The organism is Stenotrophomonas sp. yr243 (assembly GCF_900184195.1).
Lineage (GTDB): Bacteria > Pseudomonadota > Gammaproteobacteria > Xanthomonadales > Xanthomonadaceae > Stenotrophomonas > Stenotrophomonas lactitubi.
In genome coordinates this window covers 906319-923085 of sequence record NZ_FXWT01000002.1, presented here as the reverse complement: position 1 = coordinate 923085, position 16767 = coordinate 906319, and the positions used below count along the sequence as shown (strand labels likewise).

The 16767-nt window shown below is 66.5% G+C and carries 14 protein-coding genes; 11 read left to right on the top strand and 3 right to left on the bottom strand.

The window, feature by feature from the left end; translation table 11 throughout:
* Positions 1–65: 65 nt before the first annotated feature.
* Positions 66–1304, bottom strand: a complete 1239-nt coding sequence (locus QOL57_RS10890; RefSeq protein ID WP_089237326.1) for an efflux RND transporter periplasmic adaptor subunit — start codon at positions 1302–1304, stop codon at positions 66–68.
* Positions 1305–1490: 186 nt separating this feature from the next.
* On the opposite strand from QOL57_RS10890, the gene QOL57_RS10885 reads away from it, so the two are divergent.
* From QOL57_RS10885 to QOL57_RS10835, 11 genes are all read left to right on the top strand, one after another.
* Positions 1491–2810: a M20 family metallopeptidase gene (locus tag QOL57_RS10885; RefSeq protein WP_025874644.1), complete on the top strand. Its 1320-nt coding sequence runs from the start codon at positions 1491–1493 to the stop codon at positions 2808–2810.
* 547 nt (positions 2811–3357) lie between these two features.
* Complete coding sequence (gene queF, locus QOL57_RS10880) at positions 3358–4176, top strand: NADPH-dependent 7-cyano-7-deazaguanine reductase QueF (RefSeq protein ID WP_089237324.1); 819 nt, start codon at positions 3358–3360, stop codon at positions 4174–4176.
* A 262-nt stretch (positions 4177–4438) separates the two neighbouring features.
* Positions 4439–4732 (top strand): LysM peptidoglycan-binding domain-containing protein, encoded by a 294-nt coding sequence (locus QOL57_RS10875; RefSeq protein WP_025878595.1) that lies wholly within the window; start codon positions 4439–4441, stop codon positions 4730–4732.
* A gap of 47 nt (positions 4733–4779) precedes the next feature.
* Positions 4780–5283 (top strand): hypothetical protein, encoded by a 504-nt coding sequence (locus tag QOL57_RS10870; RefSeq protein ID WP_089237322.1) that lies wholly within the window; start codon positions 4780–4782, stop codon positions 5281–5283.
* A gap of 404 nt (positions 5284–5687) precedes the next feature.
* Entirely contained in the window at positions 5688–7910 is a 2223-nt protein-coding gene (locus QOL57_RS10865; RefSeq protein WP_089237320.1) for an NADP-dependent isocitrate dehydrogenase, read from the top strand.
* Positions 7911–8237: 327 nt separating this feature from the next.
* Entirely contained in the window at positions 8238–9185 is a 948-nt protein-coding gene (locus tag QOL57_RS10860) for a hypothetical protein (protein ID WP_089237318.1), read from the top strand.
* Entirely contained in the window at positions 9178–9726 is a 549-nt protein-coding gene (locus tag QOL57_RS10855) for an ATP/GTP-binding protein (protein ID WP_089237316.1), read from the top strand. Before QOL57_RS10860 ends, QOL57_RS10855 begins: the two co-directional genes overlap by 8 nt.
* Complete coding sequence (locus QOL57_RS10850; protein WP_032976421.1) at positions 9719–10135, top strand: roadblock/LC7 domain-containing protein; 417 nt, start codon at positions 9719–9721, stop codon at positions 10133–10135. The genes QOL57_RS10855 and QOL57_RS10850 overlap by 8 nt, the downstream gene beginning before the upstream one ends.
* Before the next feature lie 52 nt (positions 10136–10187).
* On the top strand, positions 10188–10547 hold the full coding sequence (locus QOL57_RS10845) for a hypothetical protein (protein WP_089237314.1): 360 nt from the start codon (positions 10188–10190) through the stop codon (positions 10545–10547).
* 114 nt (positions 10548–10661) lie between these two features.
* Positions 10662–12392 (top strand): bifunctional isocitrate dehydrogenase kinase/phosphatase, encoded by a 1731-nt coding sequence (gene aceK / locus QOL57_RS10840; protein WP_089237312.1) that lies wholly within the window; start codon positions 10662–10664, stop codon positions 12390–12392.
* 59 nt (positions 12393–12451) lie between these two features.
* Positions 12452–12943, top strand: a complete 492-nt coding sequence (locus QOL57_RS10835) for a hypothetical protein (protein WP_089237310.1) — start codon at positions 12452–12454, stop codon at positions 12941–12943.
* 58 nt (positions 12944–13001) lie between these two features.
* Here the strand turns inward: QOL57_RS10835 and QOL57_RS10830 are convergent, their stop codons facing one another.
* Positions 13002–14576 (bottom strand): sensor domain-containing diguanylate cyclase, encoded by a 1575-nt coding sequence (locus tag QOL57_RS10830; RefSeq protein ID WP_089237308.1) that lies wholly within the window; start codon positions 14574–14576, stop codon positions 13002–13004.
* A gap of 223 nt (positions 14577–14799) precedes the next feature.
* Complete coding sequence (rho, locus tag QOL57_RS10825; protein WP_089237306.1) at positions 14800–16560, bottom strand: transcription termination factor Rho; 1761 nt, start codon at positions 16558–16560, stop codon at positions 14800–14802.
* Positions 16561–16767: the final 207 nt, after the last annotated feature.

Genomic DNA, 16767 nt, shown 5'->3' with positions numbered 1-16767 from the left:
CTTGCTGGCACTTCAATGGCAGCGCCGGCGGGATCGCCGGCGCGGGGAAGAGCAGGGGCCTGCGCTCAGCGCGGGCCACCACCGCGGCGGCCGCCGCCACTCTTCTGTTCGGCGGCCTTCAGTTCGGCCTCGGTCGGTGCGGCCGGCGTTTCGCCCGGCTTCAGCGCGGTCACCTTGCTGCCCGGCTTCAGGCGGAACTGGCCTTCGCTGACCACACGCTCGCCGCCTTTCAGGCCTTCGGCGACCTGCACCTGGCTGTCGCCCACTTCCACGCCACTGCGCACGGTCTGCATCTTCACCGTGTTGTCGCCCTGCACGACGTAGACGTACTCGCCGTCCGGGCCACGCAGTACCGCCTGGGTCGGGATCACCACGCCGCCGCCGATGGTGCGCAACTGCATGCGCACGTTGACGAACTGGCCCGGCCACAGGCCGTTGTCGGTGTTGTCGAACACCGCGCGCGCCTTGAAGGTGCCGCTGTCGGCGCTGATCAGGTTGTCGACCACATCCAGCTTGCCGTCGCCGCTGAGTACGTGCGAATCGGCGCGGTCCAGCGCGGCGACCGGCACGCTGCCGGCAGCCTGCGCCTGGCGCACGTCGCCGAGCTGGCGCTCGGGCAGGTTGAACAGCACGTGGATCGGATGGATCTGGGTCAGGGTGACCAGTGCGGTGCCGGCGTTGACCACATTGCCGGCGTCGACCGCGCGGATGCCGGCGATACCGGTGATCGGTGCGGTGACCCGGGTGTACTGCAGCTGCACCTGCGCCGAGCGCATGCTGGCTTCATTGGCGGCCACCGCGCTTTCGTACTGTGCCACCTGGTTTCGTTGTGTATCCAGATCGGTCTTGGCCACGAACTGGCGGTACTCCGGCGCGTTCGAACGCTGGTAGTTCGAGCGCGCGGTGGCCAGCAGGGCTTCGTTCTGGCGCTTGGAGGCGACGGCCTGGTCATAGCTGGCCTGCGCGGTGCGCGGGTCGATCACCGCCAGCACGTCGCCCTTCTTCACTTCCTGGCCTTCGCGGAAATTGAGGCTCATCAGCTGGCCGCCCACCTGCGGGCTGACCGTCACGGTGTTCATCGCGGTCACCGTGCCCAGCGCGCTGGCATACACCGGCACGTCCTGGCGTACGGCATCGACCACGGTTACCGGCACCGGGCCGGCATCGGGATCTTCACCACCCTCACGGGCGCCTGCTTCCTGCCCTGCGGCCTTGTCCTTGCCGCCACCGAGTACGCGCAGGCCGACCACGGCCAGCACCAGTACCGCCACGACCAGCAGCACGATCTTCCAAACACGTGACATTCAAGACTCCAAGAGGGCTGGACGGGGTGGCACCCCGGGTGGCAATGCGCAAAGCATACCTGTGGCCCACCGGGTTTCCTGCATGACGGATGGGACGGGCGCTCAGACCGGCGGGCGACGGTGGAGGTTCCCGTAACGGCGAGGTTGCCCTACATTCAGGTGCAGACCCCTTCCGTGGAGATCGAGATGCGCCGTTCGTTGCTGCTGTCCGCCCTGCTGCTGGCCCTGCCGGCCCTTGCCCATGCCGAGGACGCCCAGCGCCCGGAAGTGACCGCCGCCGCGCAGCGCCTGCAGGCCAAGGTGGTTGAATGGCGCCGCGATTTCCATCAACACCCGGAGCTGTCCAACCGCGAGGAGCGCACCTCCGCCGAGGTCGCCAAGCGCCTGCGTGCGATGGGCCTGAAGCCGAAGACCGGCATCGCCCACCACGGCGTGGTGGCGATCATCGAAGGCGGCAAGCCCGGCCCGAAGATCGCCCTGCGCGCGGACATGGACGCACTGCCGGTGACCGAGCAGACCGGCCTGCCGTTCGCCTCCAAGGCCACCGCGCAGTACCGCGGGCAGACGGTGGGGGTGATGCACGCCTGTGGCCATGACGCACACACCGCCACCCTGCTGGGCGTGGCTGAAGCGCTGGTGGCGATGAAGAAGGACCTGCCGGGCCAGGTGATGCTGATCTTCCAGCCGTCCGAGGAAGGTGCGCCGCCGCCGGAAGAGGGCGGTGCTGCGCTGATGCTGAAGGAAGGCCTGTTTGCCGACTTCAAGCCGGAGGCGGTATTCGGCCTGCATGTGTTCTCCAGCGTGCAGGCAGGGCAGATCGCGGTGCGCGGTGGCCCGCTGATGGCCGCGTCCGATCGTTTCGGTATCAAGGTGATTGGCCGGCAGACGCATGGCTCGGCACCGTGGAATGGCGTTGACCCGATTGTTGCCACTGCCGATCTGATCGGCACCGCACAGACCATCGTCAGCCGCCGCGCCAACCTCTCCAAGCAGCCGGCGGTGCTGACCTTCGGCGCGATCAACGGCGGCATCCGTTACAACATCATTCCCGATGAAGTGGAGATGGTCGGCACCATCCGCACCTTCGATGAAGGCATGCGCCAGCAGATCTTCGCCGACCTGCGCAACGTTGCCGATCACACGGCTGCCGCGCACGGGGCCAAGGCGGTGACCGACATCTACGAATCGGAAGGCAACCCGGCCACGGTGAACGACCCGGCGTTGACCGCGAAGATGCTGCCGAGCCTGCAGGCGGTGGTGGGCAAGGACAACGTGTACGAGCCGCCGCTGCAGATGGGCGCGGAAGATTTCTCGCTGTACGCCAAGGAAGTGCCGGGCATGTTCTTCTTCGTCGGCTCGACCAGCGTGGGCATCGACCCGGCGACGGCGCCGGCCAATCATTCGCCGAAGTTCCTGCTGGATGAGAAGGCGCTGGATGTCGGATTCCGCGCGCTGCTGCAGGTGAGCCTGGATTACCTGCACGGCGCCGGCACCCCGGCTGGTTGAGGGTTACCGGCAGGGCTTGCAGCCCTGCACCCGCCGAAGCAACGGCAACGGCCGGAGCAACGGCAAAAGCTGGCTATCCGTGGGATGGCTGGGTGGGTCCGGTGGCAGGGGACGGCGCAAGTACGTCCCTGTAGCCTCGGTCGCGCCATCCATGGCGCTCACGCCCCTGCCACCGGACCCACCCAGCCTTCGACAGTTTCCCGCAGCTGTCGGAACGACATCCTGCTTTGGTAGGTGTCGACCTTGGTCGACACGGCGGACGTCATGAATGTCTGAAGCATCGGCTTTTGATTTTGATTTTTCCTGATCTTTCCCGTGGTGCCGGCCGCGCGCAGGAAACTGTCAGAGGCCGGGTGGGTAGGCGGGGCGGGGGTGTCCGCGGCATGGATGCCGCGGCCAAGCCCCCATGGAGGGGTTCACGGCGTCCCCCGACCCGTCTACTCACCTGGCCAACTCCCAGAACTGTGCTTTGGGGTCCACCACGGAGGGGCTCCGCCGTTGGCCGACCCGGCCGAAGGCCCGCCCTGCGCGCGATACAATAAGCACCATGAACACCCCACAGGATTCCAGCCTCGGTCGCGAGGTCAGTTACCCGTCGCAGTACGATCCCGGCCTGCTGTTTCCCATCCCCCGCATCGGCGCCCGCGCCGAGATCGGTCTCGACGAGGCCGCGCTGCCGTTCGTCGGCCACGACCGCTGGCATGCCTTCGAGCTGAGCTGGCTCGACCCGCGTGGCAAACCGCAGGTCGCCGTCGCCACCGTGCAGGTGCCGTGCACCTCGCCGCGGCTGATCGAGTCGAAGTCGTTCAAGCTGTACCTGAACTCGCTCAACAGCACCCGTCTGGACAGCGCCGAAGCCCTGCGCGAGCGCCTCGTCGCCGACCTTTCGGCCTGCGCCGGTGCCCCGGTCCAGGTCACGTTCGGCCTGCCGGCGCTGCGCGAGTCTCCGCTGGGCGAGTTGATCGACGGTCTTGACGTGGACATCGACTGCTATGGCCCGCCGCAGGCGGACTACCTGTCGGCCAACGCCGACGCGCTGGTGGAGGAGACCCTGGTCTCGGCCCTGCTGAAGTCCAACTGCCCGGTCACCGGTCAGCCGGACTGGGCCACCGTCAGCCTGCGCTATCGCGGACCGCAGATCGATCGTGCCGGCCTGCTGCGCTATCTGGTCAGCTACCGCGAGCACGCCGAGTTCCATGAGCAGTGCGTCGAGCGCATCTTCAGCGAAGTGTCGGCGCGCTGCCAGCCGCAATGGCTGGAAGTGGAAGCCCGCTATACCCGTCGCGGTGGCCTGGACATCAACCCGTGGCGCGCCAGCCCCGGCATCGCCGCCCCGGCCGCGACCTACCGCGAGCTGCGGCAGTAACCGCCGCAGGCGGTTACAGGTAGCGCCGGGCCATGCCCGGCGAGCGCAGCGGCCTGATCCAGAGCCGCCGGCCAGCGGCCGGCACTACCGTCGGGCCGCCCTGTGACGGGTAGCGCCGGGCCATGCCCGGCGAGCCCAGCGGCGGCGTTCCGCCTCGATTGTTCAGCCGCCCCGGGGGGCGGCTTCACATCGGCACCATCCCCATTTAACAACCTCTATGACACCGTGGCAGCCATGTAGTCATACAGACGGGAGTGTGTGGATGAGTACCGAGAAGAAAGCCGATTTCTCCGGCGTTAGTGGCAGCGTCGACAGTACCGCCCAGCAGGTCCCCAAGGCGGACTTCTCCGGCGTCAGTGCCTCGGTGGACAGTACCGCCGAGGTGGTCAGCGGTGGCACCTACACCGTGCAGAAGGGTGATTCGCTGTCGAAGATCGCCAAGCAGCACCTGGGCGATGCCAACGCCTGGAAGAAGATCTTCGAAGCCAACCGCGATGTGCTCGACGACCCGGACAAGATCTTCCCGGGCCAGACCCTGAAACTGCCGCCGAAGTAATGCCGGCGATCCAATCGCCGTCCGACAATCCCTGTGAGGAACCCCGAATGATCAAGACGACCCCGCTTCAGAATGCCCTGCTGGCCGCACTGCTGGGCAGTGTCGCCCTGGTGGGCTGCAAGAAGAAGGAAGAAACTGCAGACAACAACGCGGCTCCGGCGGCAACCACGCCGGCCGAAGCGCCCGCTCCGATGACCGGCGCGCCGCCGCCGATGGCTGCATCGGCCGTTGCTGTTTCGGCCGTCACCGTCGGCAAGTCTGCCGCTGCTGACAAGTCGGTGACCACTGCCGCCCTGTTCGCGCCGAAGGACGAGGTCATCGTTTCGGTGAAGACCGATGGCGCGGCCAACAATGTCACCGTCGGCGCCAAGCTGACCTACCAGGATGGCCAGGTGGCCGGTGAGCAGAACGCGACCCTGAACACCAGCGGTGCAGAGACCACCAACATCACCTTCAAGAATGCCAATGGCTGGCCGGCCGGCAAGTACCGCGCCGAAGTCATGGTCGATGGTAAGGCGGCCGGAACGCCGCAGGAGTTCGAGGTCAAGTAAGTCCCGCCGACTCTCTCCCGGTTGGACTCACGATGGACGCAGCCGCGAGGCTGCGTCCTTTTTTGTTTGTGGATTTTGTGGGAGGGCTCCATCCACGCATGGCGTGGATCTACCGGAGCCCGGCACGCGGCATTTCCATCCACGCATGGCGTGGATCTACCTGCGCTGGGCACGGCGATGTTTTCGTAGATCCACGCCATGCGTGGATGGATCACAGCGTTGCCGGGGTGCAGTACCGCCGCGTATGGCGCGGCTTTGCCCCGCGCGGCTGAAAACGCGACAATGCAGGGGTTTCCCCGGCGCGCGCCCACCCTGACGGCGGCGGAGGAAAGCGACACGGTTGCACGTGGCCCGGCGCTGGCGCCGGCCTTCCCCTGAGCACTGCTACAGAGTCCAAGTCCCCCATGTCCAAGATCCTCTACACGCTGACCGACGAAGCACCGTTCCTGGCCACCCAGTCGCTGCTGCCGATCGTCGACGCCTACACCTCCACTGCCGGCATCGCGGTGGAAACCCGTGACATCTCGCTGTCCGGCCGCATCCTCTCGCTGTTCCCGGAACTGCTGAGCGATGCGCAGAAGGTCAACGATGACCTGGCCGAGCTGGGCCAGCTGGCGACCACCCCAGACGCCAACATCATCAAGCTGCCGAACATCTCCGCCTCGGTGCCGCAGCTGAAGGCGGCCATCAAGGAACTGCAGGGCCAGGGTTATCCGCTGCCGGATTACCCGGAAACCCCGGCCGACGACCAGCAGCGCGACTACAAGGCGCGCTACGACAAGGTCAAGGGCAGTGCGGTGAATCCGGTGCTGCGCGAAGGCAACTCCGATCGGCGCGCGCCGCTGTCGGTGAAGAACTACGCCCGCAAGCATCCGCACCGCATGGGCGCCTGGGCGTCCGATTCGAAGTCGCACGTCGCGCACATGGCCGCCGGTGATTTCTACGGCAGCGAGAAGTCGGCCACGCTGGCCAACGCCGGTTCGCTGAAGATCACCTTCCACGGCAAGGACGGCGGCACCGTCGTGCTGAAGGAAAAGACCGCGGTCAAGGCCGGCGAGATCGTCGACGCCGCGGTGATGAGCCGCAAGGCCCTGGCCGCTTTCATCGGCGAGCAGATCGCCGATGCCAAGGCCCAGGGCGTGCTGTTCTCGCTGCACCTGAAGGCGACCATGATGAAGGTCTCCGACCCGATCATGTTCGGCGTGGCGGTCAACGAGTTCTACAAGGACGTGCTGGCCAAGCACGCAGACGTGCTCAAGCAGGCCGGTTTCGATGCCAACAACGGCATCGGTGACCTGGCCGCGCGCCTGCCGTCGCTGCCCGAAGCCACCCGCACCGCCATCGAGGCCGACCTGGCTGCCGAGTACGCACAGCGCCCGGGCGTGGCCATGGTCAACTCGGACAAGGGCATCACCAACCTGCACGTGCCGAGCGATGTGATCGTCGACGCCTCGATGCCGGCGATGATCCGCGATTCCGGCAAGATGTGGAACGCCGAAGGCAAGCTGCAGGACACCAAGGCGGTCATTCCGGACCGCTGCTATGCCGGCGTGTACCAGGCCGTCATCGACGACTGCCGCAGCAACGGTGCCTTCAACCCGGCCACCATGGGCTCGGTGCCTAACGTCGGCCTGATGGCGCAGAAAGCTGAAGAGTACGGCTCGCACGACAAGACCTTCCAGATCGCTGCCGACGGCGTGGTCAAGGTCACCGACGACGCCGGCACCGTGGTGTTCGAACACGCCGTGGAAGCCGGCGACATCTGGCGCATGTGCCAGACCAAGGACGCGCCGATCCAGGACTGGGTCAAGCTGGCCGTCGAACGCGCCCGCCTGAGCAGCACTCCGGCCGTGTTCTGGCTGGACGCCGCCCGCGCCCACGACGCGCAGGTCATCGCCAAGGTCGAGACGTACCTGAAGGACCACGACACCAACGGCCTGGACATCCGCATCCTGCCGCCGGTGGAAGCGACCGCGTTCTCGCTGGCCCGCATCCGCAAGGGTGAGGACACCATTTCGGTGACCGGCAACGTGCTGCGTGATTACCTCACCGACCTGTTCCCGATCATGGAACTGGGCACCAGCGCCAAGATGCTGTCGATCGTGCCGCTGATGGCCGGTGGCGGCCTGTTCGAGACCGGCGCCGGTGGTTCGGCCCCGAAGCACGTGCAGCAGTTCGTCGAAGAGGACTACCTGCGCTGGGATTCGCTGGGTGAATTCCTGGCCCTGGCCGCGTCGCTGGAGCACCTCGGCAATCGTTACGACAACGCCGCTGCCCGCGTGCTGGCCAAGGCACTGGACGAGGCCAACGGCCAGTTCCTGGACAACGACAAGTCGCCGTCGCGCAAGCTGGGTGGCATCGACAACCGTGGCAGCCACTTCTACATCGCCCTGTACTGGGCGCAGGCGCTGGCCGCGCAGAACGAAGACGCTGCACTGCAGGCACGCTTCGCTCCGTTGGCGAAGGCGCTGGCCGACAACGAGCAGAAGATCGTCGACGAGCTGATCGCGGTGCAGGGCAAGGCCGTGGACATCGGTGGCTACTACCGTCCGGACGTGGCCAAGGCCGCTGCCGCGATGCGTCCGAGCGCGACCTTCAATGCCGCGCTGGAGCAGCTGCGCGGCTGATCCATCGCCGCCCGGTTGGGACCTCGAAACCCGCGCTTCGGCGCGGGTTTTTTTTTGCGGGCCCGGGGTCAGACTCCTCTGCACCGCAGAGGGACCTGACCCCACCCATGGCGTAGGTCTACTCAGGCACAGAACCGTGAAATCCGTCGTCTGTCGGAATGCCGTCAACACGGCATGAAACTTGCCCGCGATGGCCGTCGCAGAACGGATGCGTGCGTGTTCACTACTGCCACCAATATGAGCAGTCGATCACGACGATGGCGGCAAGCCATGGCCTAGCCTTGGCGATGCGAGACCGCCGGGGAGGTGGTCGCACGGGGAACACGGATGGCACGCGTGCTCGTAGTGGGAACCGATATCCAGGGCGAACAGGCCCTGCTGCAACGGCTGCGGTTGGCCTCGGCGTTGCCCGACGGGCAGATCCGCCGCAGCCAGGACCTGGACGACTGCGACCTGCTGGTGATCCGCGATACGCCAGCGCTGCGCAACGCGGCACTGCGCATGCGCCAGCAGCGCCCGCGGCTGCACTGCTGGATCGAAGACCTCGGTGGCCAGTTGCGCGAAGGCGATGGTGGCCAGGACGTATTGGATGATGGCGCGATAGGACGCGCACTACGCGGCATGCAGGCCGGTACCGAAGCGACACCGATCCGCCTGGCGGACGGTGCGCACGCGATCACCCGTCTATTGCGCGAGCGCCTGCCATTGCGGCAGGGCCAGGCGCTGTTGGGCGAGGGCGCAGAGCCGCTGTTGCTGCTGGATCTGGAACAGGACCAGGCGGTGCTGCTGCACGAGCCGGCCACGGTGCTGGTGGAACGTCTGGCACAGGGCTTCGAGCATCTGCATCTGGATGCATTGCAGCCGGCGCAGCTGCAGGCACTGGCGGGTGACCGCACGCGATTGCCGCTGCGTCCGCTGCTGTGGCAATGGGCACAGCGCAGCCGCCACTGGCAGGCGTTGGACGAGCGCCTGCGCGGGGCGTCGGTGAAGCTGCTGCGCTGGCCGGATTTCCGCGTGCTCGGCCACGATCACGATGGATTCCGTCTGTGTTCGCTGCTGCTCAAGCGTGCCTGCACGGTGGACGAATGCGCGATGCTGCTGGATCTTCCCGCCGCCGCCGTGCGCGATTTCATCCACGCCGCCTACCTGTGTGGTTATGCACAGCTGCAGGTCGCGCCTGCCGCACCGCTGTCGGGCGCACGTGCCAGCACTGCCGACACCGGCCTGCTCGCACGCCTGTGGCGGACGCTGCGCGGGAGTGACCGCGATGCGTGAGCACAAGGTGGTGGTGCTCGGTGGCATGGGCAGCGGCAAATCGACATTGGTACGCAGCATCGCCGCCGGTGCGGTGGTCGACACCGATGTAGCCAACAGCGACCGCGCGGGTGCGGACAAGGCGTCGACCACAGTGGCGCTGGACTACGCCGATATCGACCTGCCCAACGGCGAGCGCCTGCGTCTCTACGGCACGCCCGGCCAGCAGCGCTTTGATTTCCTGTGGCCGATCCTGCTGCAGGGCGCACGCGGTGCCGTGCTGCTGCTCGACGCGCGCCGGGCCGGAGTGGCCGCCGAACTGGACGCCTACCTGCAGGTGCTGCGCCCGTTCGGTCCGGCATTGGCGCTGGTGGTGGCGGTGACCCATCTCGACCAGGTGCCGGCAGCGGCACTGGATGATTGGGCCGATCGCGCCCGGCTCGATGGCCAGCCGCTGCCGTTGCTGGCCGTGGATGCCCGTGATCGCGAACAAGGACTGCTGCTGATGGATGTACTGATGAGCGAAATGGAAGCGCATGCACTGGTGGCCGCACATGGCTGATGGACAAGGCGCGCCGTTGCCGGACGCGCAGCAGCGTGAGCGCCTGCAGCCGTTGCTGCAGGACCTGCAGCAACGGGTGGAAGGGGTACGGACCGTGGTGCTGGCCAGCGTCGATGGCTTTGCCCTGGTCAGCGCCGGTGCGGAGGGGCGCGGCGAGCGCCTGGCGGCGATGACCAGCGCGATGCTGGCCCTGGCTGCGGCGGTGGGGCGCGAGCTGGCACTGGGCGATCTGCAGACGCTGATGCTGGAGGCTGCCGGCGGCAAGGTGCTGATGCTCGCCATCCAGGCCGAGGGACGAGCGCCGCTGCTGCTGATGGCGGCCTGCGACCAGCGCAGCGTGATCGGCCAGGTGTTGTGGCAGAGCAGGGAATGTGGCCAGGCGATCCTGGCCGAACTCAGCGGATCGTGAGCCCGGCCGCAGGGGAACGAGGGGCTCGAACCAACTTTGAGAGGGGTGCAACGTGGCTGGATTGAATGATTCGTTGACTGCACTGATGGGCATCGATGGCGCGCAGGCCGTGGCGCTGGTCGACTACGAGAGCGGCATGCTGCTGGGCGAAGCCGGTTCGGGCATGGACATGGAAGTGGCTGCGGCCGGCAATACCGAAGTGATCCGCGCGAAGATGAAAACCGCCGCCTCGCTCAACCTCAACGATGGCATCGAGGACATCCTGATCTCGCTCGGCAAGGCGTACCACATCATGCGCCCGGTGGCGAAGAAGAAGGGCCTGTTCTTCTACATCGTGCTGGATCGGGCCAAGTCCAACCTCGCCCTGGCGCGGCGCAAGGTGCAGGACGTGGAGGCCGAACTGGCGATCTGAGCCGGGCGCATGGCGGTAGGGCCGAAGGCTGCCGCAGGAGCAGCGGCCTTCGGCTCTACACAAGCCACCCCACGCCAGCGTATGGTGGCATCGGTTCTCCGTCGTGAGCCGTACATGCCGCCCGCTGTCATTTCCGCCGAACTTGCACCGCGCATCGCTGATGCCATCCGTGATGGCTTCGAGGACTACCATGCGCGATTCGCCGCGATCTCTGCGCGTGCCCGCGTGCGTTTCCAGCAGCGCGACTGGGCAGCGGCGCGTCACGATGCGGTGGAGCGCATCGCCCTCTACGACCAGTGCATCGCCGAGCAGATGGATGCGCTGCGACGGCTGGCCGGTGACGCGATCAGCGAACGCGCGCTGTGGCTGCAGGTGCACGCGCACTACAGCGCCCTGCTGCAGGGCCTGATCGACGCAGAGCTGTACAAGACCTTCTACAACACCCTGTCGCGGCGGCTGTTCGCCATCCGCGGCGTGGATCCGCAAGTGGAGTTCATCGCCTTTGATGTCGAGCCCTCCGACGCGATCACTCATCCGGTAGCGCGCCATACCTATGCCGTCTCGCCAACGCGGCCGGTGGAGGCGCTGCAGCGGGTGCTGGCCGACTACCGCTTTGATGTTCCGTATGCGCACCAGCTGCGCTGTGCCGCAGCCATCGCCGTGCGCCTGCAGGATGATCTGGCGCACTGGGGTGACACGCCGGTGCGCAGCATCGAACTGCTCGATACCGTGTTCTACCGCGAGCGTCGCGCCTATCTGGTCGGGCGCGTGTTCGGCGAACACCGTTTCTCGCCGTGCGTGATCGCGCTGGTCAACGACGGCCATGGCCTGCGTGCCGACGCCGTGCTGACCCGGCGTCGTGATGTGGCCCACCTGTTCGGCGTGTCACGCAGTTACTTCCAGGCCGATCTGGGCACCGTTGGCGATGCGGTGGTGTTCCTGCGCAGCCTGCTGCCGGGCAAGCCGATCGACGAGATCTACACTGTGCTCGGACGCGCCAAGCAGGGCAAGACCGAGCGTTACCGGACGTTCTTCCGCCACTTCAATGAACACCCGAACGAGCGCCTGGCGCATGCCGAAGGCACGCCGGGCATGGTCATGGCGGTGTTCACCCTGCCCAGCTATCCGCTGGTGTTCAAGCTGATCCGCGACCGTTTCGCCTGGCCCAAGGCGATGTCGCGGCAGCAGGTGGAGGAAAAGTACGCCCTGGTGTTCAACCTCGATCGCGTCGGCCGTCTGCTTGACGCGCAGCCCTACCGGCATCTGCGTTTCCCGCGCGAGCGCTTTGCCCCCGCGTTGCTGGACGAGCTGCTGCAGCAGTGCGCGCAGAGCGTGCGCGTGGATGGCGACGAGGTGGAGATTGCGTTGTGCTACGTGCAGCGTCGCTTCCGGCCATTGAACCTTTACCTGCGCGAGCAGGCTGGCGAGCCCGTGCGCGCAGCCGTGCTCGACTACGCGCAGGCGATCACCGACATGGCGCGCAACAACATCTTCCCCGGTGACATGCTGCCGAAGAACTTCGGCGTGTCGCGCCACGGCCGTGCCGTGTTCTACGACTACGACGAGTTGTGCCTGGTCAGCGACTGCGTATTCCGTGCCTGGCCCGAGCCAAGCTCCGCCGAAGAAGCGATGGCCGACGAGCCCTGGTTTCATGTCGGCCCGCGCGATGTCTTCCCTGAGCGGTTCGGGCCGTTCATGGGGTTGCCGGCGCAGGAGCTGGCGGCGGTACGCGAGCACTATCGGCATCTGTTCGACCCCGCCTGGTGGCAAGGGCTGCAGGCGCGCTTTGCGGCGGGTGATTATCCGGACACGCCACCCTATTCGGCCGCGCAGCGGTTGGCTTGATTGTTGCCGGCGCCTCGTCTGCGCTGGGCTTTGGCCTTCATGCACAAGGAGTGGCTGTGATGCGTTCTTCTGTTTTCCTGGCGTTGGCCCTTGCGGTGTCTGGCGGTGCCGCCCTGGTCGATACTGCCGATGCGCAGGCCGCGCGCGAGGTACGCAAGCAGGCCGAGGCCAGCATGACCCTCAGCGGCTTCACCGACATCGGCCGCGAAGGCCAGGTTGAAGGGTTCCAGCTCGACCATCGCGAAAAAGTCGATGCGGGTATTGCCGGTTTCGAGGACAACGCCGTGCAGGACTGGCGTTTCGAGCCGGTGCTGGTCGATGGCAAGCCCGTGCAGGCACGCACGACGGTGCGCCTGCGGTTGATGGCCGACAACCCGGTCGAAGGCAGCATGCGTGTCCGCTTGGTCGATGCCAATTTCAGCAAGGTGGGTGGCGAGCGTGAGACCGGCGAGGAAAGCCTTGTTGCCGGGACCGACCTGCTGCCCGAAGGCGGTGTGTACATGGTCGGACGCGCGCAGGAAGGCCCACGCCTGCTCACCCCGCTGGGCTGATGCGTCATTGCGGGATGCACCGGGCCTGTCCCGGCACATCCCGCTTCAATCGATGTGCTCAATCGGCGTGCGGGTACACCACGACCCGGTTACGGCCCTGTTCCTTGGCCAGGTACAGGGCCTTGTCGGCCAAGCGCAGTGCCTGTTCCGGATCGGTGTGGAAACTGGGGAAATGGGCCACACCCAGCGACACAGTGATCGTGCCCACCGGAGCGAAGGGTTCGTCGGCGATGGCCTGGCGCAGGCGCTCGCCGGTCTGCCGGGCTGCTTCGACGCCAACGCCCGGCAGCAGCACCAGGAACTCCTCGCCACCGGCGCGGCACAGCACGTCGGTCTCGCGCGAGTGGCGGCGCATCTGTTCGGCGATATGCACGATGGCCGCATCACCGACGTCGTGACCGTGGCTGTCGTTGATCGACTTGAAGCGGTCGATATCCAGCGTCAGGATCGCAAACGGCAGCCCCTGCACCTGCAGTGCGTCGAGCGCCTGCTGCAGCCCGCGACGGTTGAGCAGGCCGGTCAGCGGATCGGTGCGGCTGGCCCGGTTGAGCGTGCCGATCCGGTCCTGCAGCGCATTGAAGCTGTACAGCACGGCCTGTTTCAGCTGCGCCACTTCGAAGTACCAGGCTTGAATGCCATTGACGTGACTGATCGCGTTGCCGGTGTCTTCGCCGTCCTGCACGTTGCGCGCCAGCTGCCACAGCGGCAGCGAAATACGTCGGGCGAACCACCAGGTGATCAGCAGCGACAGCACGCCCAGCGGAATGGCATTCCAGATCACCGCCGACATCAGCCGTGACAGCGGCTGCAGCGTCGCTTCGGTCGGGCGCTGCGCGACGATGCCCCAGCCGGTTGCCGCGACGGGCGCGTAACCGGCCAGCATCGCCACCTTGTGGTTGTTGAGCACCTGCTGCGCACCGCGCTGGCCGCGCATCACCTCTTTCACCGCCGGGTTGTTCAACGCGTAGGTGCCCACTTCCTTGGCGTTGTTGTGATAGATCAGGCGGCCATGGCGGTCCACCACGTACAGGTAGGAACCATCGCGGTAGTAGTGCGTACCCAGCAGGGTGTTGAGCGCACTGCGCTGGCGCAGGTACAGGGTGCCGCTGACATAGCCGCGGTACTGGCCGCTGCGGTCGAACACCGGGTGCGAGATCGAGATCAGCAGTTTGCCGGTGGCCGACTGGTAGGGATCGCTGATCATCGGCTCGCGCCGATCGAGTGCCGCCTTGCTGCCGGCGCTGCGCAGGATCTCGCCCTGCAACTGCAGGCTCTGCGGCGAGGTCGCGATCACCCGCCCATCGCTGGCCACCACCAGCGAAGAATTGAAGCTGCTGGACTGCAGCTGCAGACGGCTGGCCTCATCCTGCGCCTGGGCCGGATCCATGTCGCTGTTGCCAAGCCGGGTGGCGGCATAGGCCAGCTGCTGCTGCGCGGCCAGCAGGAAGTTCTGCGTGGTCTCGGCCAGCTTGGTGGCATACACGCGGTTGGCTTCCAGGGTGTTTCCCACCAGCTGGTCGCGCTGCACGCGATAGCTGGCAAGCAGCGTATTGGCCAGGGCGATGACAGCGCTGAGCAGGGCCAGGGCAAGGATCAGCTTGCCCAGGTTGAGCCGGGGGGACAGTGTGCGCATGCGGTTGAAGGATCGGGCAGGGCTGGACCCGCCGGATCCTCCGGATGGGGCAACAGCGGGAATCGGCGGCCCGGCCAGCACGGCCGGGGCGGAGAGTCAGGCATTTGTCCCGCAGATTATCGCCAAAACGCTGGACCGCGAAGTGAAGCCGTCTGTCCTGCCGCCGCCCAAAGAAAAAGCCCCGCATCGCGGGGCCTTTCCGTAGTGCATCAATGCCGCGCGATCAGCGCTTCATCGAACCGAAGAACTCGTCGTTGGACTTGGTGTTCTTCATCTTGTCCAGCAGGAATTCCATCGCCGTCATTTCATCCATCGGATGCAGCAGCTTGCGCAGGATCCAGATCTTCTGCAGCAGTTCCGGTTCGATCAGCAGGTCTTCGCGACGGGTGCCCGAGCGGTTGATGTCGATGGCCGGGAACACGCGCTTTTCAGAGATGCGGCGGCTCAGGTGCACTTCGCTGTTGCCGGTGCCCTTGAACTCTTCGTAGATCACCTCGTCCATCTTCGAGCCGGTATCGACCAGCGCGGTGGCGATGATGGTCAGGCTGCCGCCTTCTTCCACGTTGCGTGCGGCGCCGAAGAAGCGCTTCGGGCGGTGCAGGGCGTTGGCGTCCACACCACCGGTCAGCACCTTGCCGGAGCTCGGCACCACGTTGTTGTAGGCACGTGCCAGGCGGGTGATCGAGTCGAGCAGGATCACCACGTCCTTCTTGTGCTCGACCAGGCGCTTGGCGCGCTCGATCACCATTTCGGCCACCTGTACGTGGCGTGCGGCCGGCTCATCGAAGGTCGAACTGATGACTTCGCCGCGCACGGTGCGCTGCATTTCGGTCACTTCTTCCGGGCGCTCATCGATCAGCAGCACGATCAGGTGCACGTCCGGATGGTTGGTGGTGATGGCGGTGGCGACCTGCTGCATCATCATCGTCTTGCCGGCCTTCGGCTGGGAAACGATGAGCGAACGCTGGCCCTTGCCCTGCGGTGCCATCAGGTCGAGGATGCGACCGGTGATGTCTTCCGAGGAACCGTTGCCGCGCTCCAGGGTGAAGCGGCGACGCGGGAACAGGGGGGTCAGGTTCTCGAACAGCACCTTGTTCTTCGATGCTTCCAGCGGCTCACCGTTGATGGTGTCCACGATCGACAGCGCGAAGTAGCGCTCGCCGTCCTTCGGGAAGCGGATGCGGCCGGACAGGTGGTCGCCGGTACGCAGGTTGAAGCGGCGGATCTGGCTGGGCGAGATGTAGGTATCGTCCGGACCGGCCAGGTAGCTGGCTTCGGCCGCGCGCAGGAAGCCGAAGCCGTCCGGCAGGATTTCCAGCACGCCGTCGGCGGCCACGCCGTCACCGTGGCGGGTCAGCACCTTCAGCAGCGCGAAGATCACGTCCTGCTTGCGGGCACGGGCCACGCCCTCGGAAATCTGCAGCTGCTCGGCGATATCCAGCAGCTTCTGGGCCGGCATGCGCTTGAGGTCGCTCAGCGAATAGACCGGGAAGCCTTCGGGCACGTTGGCGTGCGGACGCGGTACGAACGGCTGCTGTTCACCGTTGTCGTTGGGCATGCCGTCGTCGCGGAAGCGACCGCCGTTGCCACCACCGCCGCCGCCATTGCGATCACGGTCGCGGCGGTTGCGGAAACGATCACGGCGGTTGCCCTGGCCCTGCTGGCCCTGCTGGCCGCCCTGGTTGTAGGGGTTCTGGTTCTGGCCACCGCCCTGGTTGTTCTGCCGCGCCTGGCCGGATTCGCGGCCCTCACCACCTTCGCCACCGCCACTGCTGGCAGGGGCCTCGGCGGCGGGTGCGCTCGGTGCGGAAGGCGCTGCGGCAGGTGCCGGCGCTTCGGGCGCGGCTGCCAGCGGCAGGGCAGGCTGCGCCGGAGCGCTGGTTTCGGCGGCGGCCGGAGCGGCAGCCTTGGTTACGCGGGCTTTGCGCACGCGCTTTTCGGCGGGCGCATCAGCGCTACCGGTTTCGGAAGTGTTATCGGACAAGAGCGTTATTCCTCGCTTGAAGGTGCGAGCGCCCGGCTGGGGCGGCGAACATTGGGAATGGGTCTGGAAGAAACTGCGTCCAGAAGATGCGGCACGCGAACGCGGCCGGATGTGCCGACACTATCATCGGCCCGCGGCGCCACGCAAGGGTCGCCGGATACGGTATTCAGTCAGGCGCCGGGGCCCCCGCCCGGCAGCCGTGGAAAA